Genomic DNA, 6107 nt, shown 5'->3' on the forward strand with positions numbered 1-6107 from the left:
AGCTGGCGATGCGAAGGGTATCAAACTGTTGGGCATGGGAGGGGAAGCCGCCCAGGAGAACAAGCCCGAGGAAAAGGAATCTCCTGCAGACGGCTACACGCCGACTCGTGAGGCGCGTGAAGAGAAAGTGAATACCTGTTTCGATGATACCCCCGACAATGTTGTTGTTCTCCTGTAACTACAACAAATATGCCTTCATGTGATGTTGTTAAGGTCACACCGGTATCATCGGGGCCAACTGTGTCAGTTTCTCCTGTCGTTCAGCGACTCACGAGCGGTGCCATCGTGCATATTCTCAAGAAACATGCTTCGCAGCGTTCTGTATTCACGATACAGATTCAGTGTGTATGAACGGAGAAGTTCCAATTCATCATGTTCCGATAAATCATCAATCGAAACATGCGGACGCCCGTCGCGTCGCTGGATTTCCTTCAGCTTGTTCACCACAAGGGCGTTAAGATGCGGGTCAAGATTGTTGAGATTGCGGAAGTAGTCTCCCATTACCAACTCCTCTAATTTGAAAGATATTGTGTTAGATGTACGTTCCGGGGACGGAACACGAGGAAAGATCATGGGGGACATCTGCCTGTACGATACGCAGGCGTGATTCGTGCGGACAATATACTACGTGTTTCGACGTAGAAATGTAGCGGCGCGCAAACACTTCACACTTTGTGTGAATGTTTCGAATTACGTCAAGCAGATGCCAAGAGAAGTGACGGTATGAGGATATGCACACAGTGGAGCCGTAGGGGAAACGGATCCACTGTGCTGCCGGTAAATTAGTGACGAAACGCGGACTGCTGATTCAGGGTATGGAGATCATTCCCCAGCACACCGTGAGATCCGGTTTCTGCATCTTCAAGACGCTTGAGTATTTTCCAGATTGTGCGCTCGGAGATTTTGATGTTGTGTTTTTCCTGCAGTATTGCTTTGAGCCTGCGCTGACCGAATCCGGTCTGTTCCTTCAAGCGCTTCAGCAATTGCACGCTTGCTTCGGGTGTTGCACTCGGGAAATGATGCGGCCGGCGCGATTGGTCAACCAGGCTTTTTGTATCACTTCCCGATTGACGGTATCGCTTCAGCCACTTATAGAACGTCTTGCGACTGATCCCGAACCGTTTGCACACCTCTTGCGCGCTTCCCGTTTCATCGTAACAAATCATCCAGGCAAGTCGCGGATGTAACGATGAACCCTGCTCGGTTCCATGCGGAGCACGTTCGCTGTTGTCTTTTGTCATAGACCCCACCTATGTTTGTTGATGTTGAGTTTTGGATGCACTACACATCCTTCGTTGTCGAGGCCTCAGCCTGGCAGGGGGGTAGGAATTTGGGGGGGAGATCCAAAACGCCGCTCTCAATAGCCTTACTTCTTGCCTCACACCTGAGACTATCTCACGCGATATGCCAATGTTTCGCTGGTGTAACCGAAGGATGCAATGCTATGCAAAAGGATGGAAAACAGATGCGAAATCAGAGAGAGTATTAGCAGCGGGTCAGACCAAGTATGACTCTCCAGACGGCGCAAGCAATCACCTTTGTCCATCCTACACGTTGCTTGTACATTTTACAACAGTTGTGGCGGGTGGTTCTTGCTGTAATACTCTCACAAGGATCTTGCAGTGGAGGATTTCAGAAATGAGGATTGGTGGAGAGCTGTTAAAAAAAAAGGAGTCCCGAGACATTTTACGGGACTCCAAATCGCGGAGAGGGAGGGATTCGAACCCTCGATAGCCTTACGACTATACTAGTTTTCGAGACTAGCGCCTTCAACCACTCGGCCACCTCTCCGGGCTTGCCGACCATTGAGCGGAATGTTCGGATTCTCAAAACGGGCAGAGTAATGCAGGCCCAATATATGAAACACACAGTCTCAAATCAATTCACACTATCCGACGTGTTCCTCGATGTGATTTTTATGAACAGCGAATTCGACGATCATTGGATTGGCGAGCCGCTCGAAATCTTCGAATCGCATTCTTACCGACTCCGTGTGTGTGCAGGCATTGAACACAATCTCTTTCTGATTTGCGAGGGCTTTGTCAACGATGACAGGCATGCCGTAGAGGTTGCCGAACGGCGGCATTGCCCCGATCTCGCAATTCGGAAACAGGTGGTCGAGTTCTTCTTCAGGAACAAGATGGATGTTGTGTGTTTCCAGCGCATCCCGCAGCTTGCGTTGGTCAATGCGGTAGTCGGCGCGAAGAACAACCAGCCAGCTTTGCATGCCTGCCTTCACGACAAGCGCTTTTGCAGTTTGATTTTCGGGAACATGTGTTGCCAACGCGACATCGTGTGCCGAGAATGCGGGCAAATGGCTGTGAACGCGGAATTCAACCCCGTTGTTTTGAAGGTAGCGGAAGAGCTCATTCGTGGCTGACATGAGAACTCCTTTCTATTAGTCTGATGTAATTGTGTCAATTGTGTTGATGATGTTAAATGATTCCCAGTACCTTGAGTATGATGCCGAATACGCCGGCCGTAATCAGGGTGATAACAAGATAGAATTGCCAGGAGGTTCCTTCCTGTTCCTCCGGTCTTGTCCTGATGTGTGTGATTGCGGCGTTCTTTTCATTTTCTCGTCCTTGCCGTGGTTCATTCTTTGGCTTTTCGGCAACTTCAAACTGTGCGGTGTCATACACCTTCTGCGATTCCGTTTTTGCTTTGATGTGTGCCATGTGTAATCCTCCTGTTCAAGAAGTACAAATACAAAGAAACATCATCCGCTCGATGCACAAATAAGCTGCAACAGGGCGGGTGAATGTCTATTTTGACTATGAAAGAACTGTGACCGACAGCGGCGGCGTGCGAAACAACCGCCGCCTTTCAACAAATCCTATAACAGGGGAGGGGCTCGATCACTCAGGGAGGAAAAAAACAGAATACGAGATGGAACGGAACTCTCCGGCGTGCATGATGTAACACGATGCCGGATATGTCCTGTGCGGAATTCTTCGGATAGGTAATCCGATGAAAATACCAATTGCTTTACCAACGGAACGTGCCGTCGTTGAACAACGGAGGTATTGGAGGATGTGCCGGGAATTTCACGAGGGCTGTCGGCTCGTACCGTGAATGTCGCGGGACCGGAGGCCGAATACGTTGGCACGATGAGATCACACGCTGCAACGTATGAGACCTGCAAATAGAGAAACGCCAGAAGTGCGTACATTATGTTGCCCGTCGTTTTCATCCTACATACACGAAAGTGTCTTTCCCTGAAAAATGCAAGAAGAATTGGTTTGTTGGACTGAGTCACGTACAAGAATGAACGTCGCCTGTTGACATCAGATTCCATCAATTCATATATTGAAAAGCAAAATGCGTGAGCCTGTGTTACGTGAGCACCGCCTGAGAACCGTAACTCGTCACGGCGTCTCCAGAGAAACGTTGTTCTTACACTCACCCCCAATGCCCTGCCGCCTTGTGAATCCATGATCCTCATAATCGACAACTATGATTCGTTCACGTTCAATCTTGTACAGCTTCTCGCTGCAATTCTCCACGATGGCTCCCGGCAGTTGGTTGTGAGGAGAAATGATGAAACCACTCCCCGTGAAATCGAAACTCTCAATCCGGAAAGGATTCTTCTATCTCCCGGTCCCGGAAGGCCGGACAAGGCGGGCGTTTCGGTCGATGTTGTAAAGCAATTCGGGTCCCGGATCCCCATCCTCGGCGTATGTCTTGGTCACCAAGCCATTGGTTCAGCATTCGGCGCAAGAATTGTTCAAGCACCAAGGCTGATGCACGGAAGAACGTCTCAAATCTCCCATGCAAACTCCTCTGTGTTTCTGAATGTCAGGAATCCGTTTGTTGCCACACGCTATCACTCCCTTGTCATTGCGCCTGAAAGTCTGCCGGACGAACTTGAAGTAACCGCAACCACGGATGATGGCGTCATCATGGGCATTCAGCACAAACTATACCCGGTAACCGGCCTTCAGTTCCATCCCGAATCAATTTTAACGGAAGAGGGTGAACGCCTGTTACGCAACTGGTTGGAAGTGAATTAAGTCGGGAAAGCTGTATATTACGGCAATGAAAAAGTGATTCCACGCACCAGGCAGGAGAGTGCATGTTTGTTGTTATGAAGCGTGATGCAACACGCGAGGATATTCAGCAGGTAAGACAAAAGATCGTATCCCTGGGCTTCATACCTCACGAGGTAACAGGTGTGCAGCGTACAGCGATCGCTATCACGGGCAACAAAGGCAGAATTAATCCCGACTTGTTCACAGTCATGTCCGGGGTTGAGGATGCAATTCCCGTTTCCAGGCCGTACAAACTCGCAGGACGGGACACCAAACCCGGCAATACCGAGATTGACGTAGGCGGAGAGGTGATTGGAGGAAGAGAGTTGGCGGTTATCGCAGGCCCGTGTGCAGTGGAAAGCAGAGAACAACTGTTCGCAGCGGCGGAGATTGTTCGTGAGGCGGGCGTGAGGTTTCTCCGCGGCGGCGCATTCAAGCCGCGTACATCGCCGTATGCTTTTCAGGGAATGAAGGAGGAGGGTCTTGTTCTGCTTCGCGAGGTGAAGGATCGAACCGGACTGAAAATCGTTACCGAGGCAAAAGATGTTGTAACCCTTCCTCGTGTGGCGGATGTTGCGGACGTGATTCAGATCGGCGCCCGCAATATGCAGAACTACTCGCTTCTTGAAGCCGCAGGCGACTTGCGCAAACCGGTGATGCTGAAGCGGGGGGTTTCCGCAACCATCGAAGAACTTCTCATGTCGGCCGAATACATTCTCGCCCGGGGAAACAAGAACGTTATTCTGTGTGAACGCGGCATCAGAACGTTCGAGCCGTACACCCGCAACACGCTCGATCTCAACGCCATTCCCGTTATCAAAAAAATCTCACATCTCCCCATTGTCGTCGATCCCAGCCACGGCATCGGTATGTGGGATGGCGTTTCCGCGATGGCACTTGCCGGAGTTGCAGCCGGCGCCGACGGACTTCTGATTGAAGTACATCCCAACCCTGAATCAGCGCTTTCGGACGGCGCTCAAGCGTTGAAACCTGAACGCTTCAGAGAGTTGATGGAACGTGCCCGCATGGTTGCCGCCGCAGTTGACCGGACCATCGGCGCGGAGGTGACACAATAAAAAACACCCGACTCCAACAAGCAGTCGGGTGTTTCATTTCCCGCGCTCCGGCTCCCACCTCTACCGGAGGCCGTTACTTCGTTTCATGATTCTACACGACTGTCCAGTTCACCGTGACTGTAAACGGCTTGCCGTTTGACTTCAGTGTTCCGTGGAAGACAATAACCCACTGCTGTCCTCCTTCGATCCCAACGTACTCATTGATTTCGAAAGTCACTCCCTTTGGAAACAGGTGTGTGGGGTCGCCATTGGTAACCGTATCCGTGAAGTTTTGGGCCGGGAAATGCAAATCGACCTTGGCCAACAATACATCCTCGCTTGGCGTTGCGACGATGATCATGCCCTGCGTGCCGGAATGAAGTCCCATTGAAAACGTGACGTTCGCCGGAGTTTCGTTTCCTGGATTGGTGGAAAGCGGGTTGTCCGAGTTCTTCTTGCTGCATCCGGCAAGCACAAGGGCAATGCCGAACAACACCAACAACATCGTTTGTTTCATAGTAGTACTCCTGAGGGTTGTGATGATTGGGTTCGTTGATTTGTGGACTTCTACGGGAGGGTTGAGGTGGAGTTACTGCGGTCGCGCTACATGATGATGTGGGGGGAGAACATGCTGGAGCGATTGCAGCCCTCCAATGGAATCTCGTTACATTTTTTCTTATTCTCAAATACACAAAAACTTCAATTACAGTCCACCCACATCAGCTTTGTCACACATTAGAGTTCGCTTCGCTCCAAGTCCAACAGGCTACCTGCACGTCGGCGGTTTGCGAACCGCCCTCTACAACTATCTCTTTGCGCGTCAGCAAAATGGCGCGTTCATTCTCCGCATAGAAGATACCGATCAATCGCGCTACGTTGAGCATGCCGAAGAGAATCTCATCGCGTCGCTGAAGTGGGCTGGGCTTATGTGGGATGAAGGACCGGATCGCGGCGGTCCGAAAGCTCCCTATCGTCAATCGGAGCGGCTCGCGTTGTACCGTGAGTATGCCCTGAAGCTCGT

The 6107-nt window shown here is 50.9% G+C and carries 10 protein-coding genes and 1 tRNA gene; 4 read left to right on the forward strand and 7 right to left on the reverse strand.

Annotated elements, in window-relative coordinates:
• Positions 1 to 34: 34 nt before the first annotated feature.
• Positions 35 to 178: a hypothetical protein gene (locus KF749_11315; GenBank protein MBX2991740.1), complete on the forward strand. Its 144-nt coding sequence runs from the start codon at positions 35 to 37 to the stop codon at positions 176 to 178.
• Positions 179 to 243: 65 nt separating this feature from the next.
• Here the strand turns inward: KF749_11315 and KF749_11320 are convergent, their stop codons facing one another.
• From KF749_11320 to KF749_11345, 6 genes are all read right to left on the reverse strand, one after another.
• Positions 244 to 501, reverse strand: coding sequence for a hypothetical protein (locus KF749_11320; protein MBX2991741.1), 258 nt, complete (start codon positions 499 to 501; stop codon positions 244 to 246).
• A gap of 281 nt (positions 502 to 782) precedes the next feature.
• Positions 783 to 1241: a helix-turn-helix domain-containing protein gene (locus tag KF749_11325; GenBank protein ID MBX2991742.1), complete on the reverse strand. Its 459-nt coding sequence runs from the start codon at positions 1239 to 1241 to the stop codon at positions 783 to 785.
• 463 nt (positions 1242 to 1704) lie between these two features.
• Positions 1705 to 1791 (reverse strand) — tRNA-Ser (locus KF749_11330).
• 97 nt (positions 1792 to 1888) lie between these two features.
• Positions 1889 to 2383 carry a YbaK/EbsC family protein gene (locus KF749_11335; GenBank protein ID MBX2991743.1) on the reverse strand — a complete coding sequence of 165 codons (495 nt, stop codon included), beginning with the start codon at positions 2381 to 2383 and terminating at the stop codon, positions 1889 to 1891.
• A 52-nt stretch (positions 2384 to 2435) separates the two neighbouring features.
• On the reverse strand, positions 2436 to 2678 hold the full coding sequence (locus tag KF749_11340; GenBank protein MBX2991744.1) for a hypothetical protein: 243 nt from the start codon (positions 2676 to 2678) through the stop codon (positions 2436 to 2438).
• A gap of 158 nt (positions 2679 to 2836) precedes the next feature.
• The gene (locus tag KF749_11345; protein ID MBX2991745.1) at positions 2837 to 3172 is read right to left on the reverse strand and encodes a hypothetical protein; all 336 of its coding nucleotides are present in this window, start codon (positions 3170 to 3172) and stop codon (positions 2837 to 2839) included.
• 262 nt (positions 3173 to 3434) lie between these two features.
• Here KF749_11345 and KF749_11350 point away from each other — a divergent pair, with 262 nt between their 5' ends.
• Both KF749_11350 and aroF read left to right on the forward strand, forming a co-directional pair.
• The gene (locus tag KF749_11350; GenBank protein MBX2991746.1) at positions 3435 to 4013 is read left to right on the forward strand and encodes an aminodeoxychorismate/anthranilate synthase component II; all 579 of its coding nucleotides are present in this window, start codon (positions 3435 to 3437) and stop codon (positions 4011 to 4013) included.
• Positions 4014 to 4075: 62 nt separating this feature from the next.
• On the forward strand, positions 4076 to 5107 hold the full coding sequence (aroF, locus tag KF749_11355) for a 3-deoxy-7-phosphoheptulonate synthase (GenBank protein MBX2991747.1): 1032 nt from the start codon (positions 4076 to 4078) through the stop codon (positions 5105 to 5107).
• A 91-nt stretch (positions 5108 to 5198) separates the two neighbouring features.
• Here aroF and KF749_11360 read toward each other — a convergent pair whose 3' ends face one another.
• Positions 5199 to 5603: a hypothetical protein gene (locus tag KF749_11360; GenBank protein ID MBX2991748.1), complete on the reverse strand. Its 405-nt coding sequence runs from the start codon at positions 5601 to 5603 to the stop codon at positions 5199 to 5201.
• A gap of 136 nt (positions 5604 to 5739) precedes the next feature.
• On the opposite strand from KF749_11360, the gene KF749_11365 reads away from it, so the two are divergent.
• On the forward strand, positions 5740 to 6107 hold a 368-nt coding region (locus tag KF749_11365), incomplete at its 3' end, for a hypothetical protein (GenBank protein ID MBX2991749.1).

Source organism: Bacteroidota bacterium (genome assembly GCA_019637975.1).
GTDB lineage: Bacteria > Bacteroidota > Ignavibacteria > UBA10030 > UBA6906 > CAADGV01.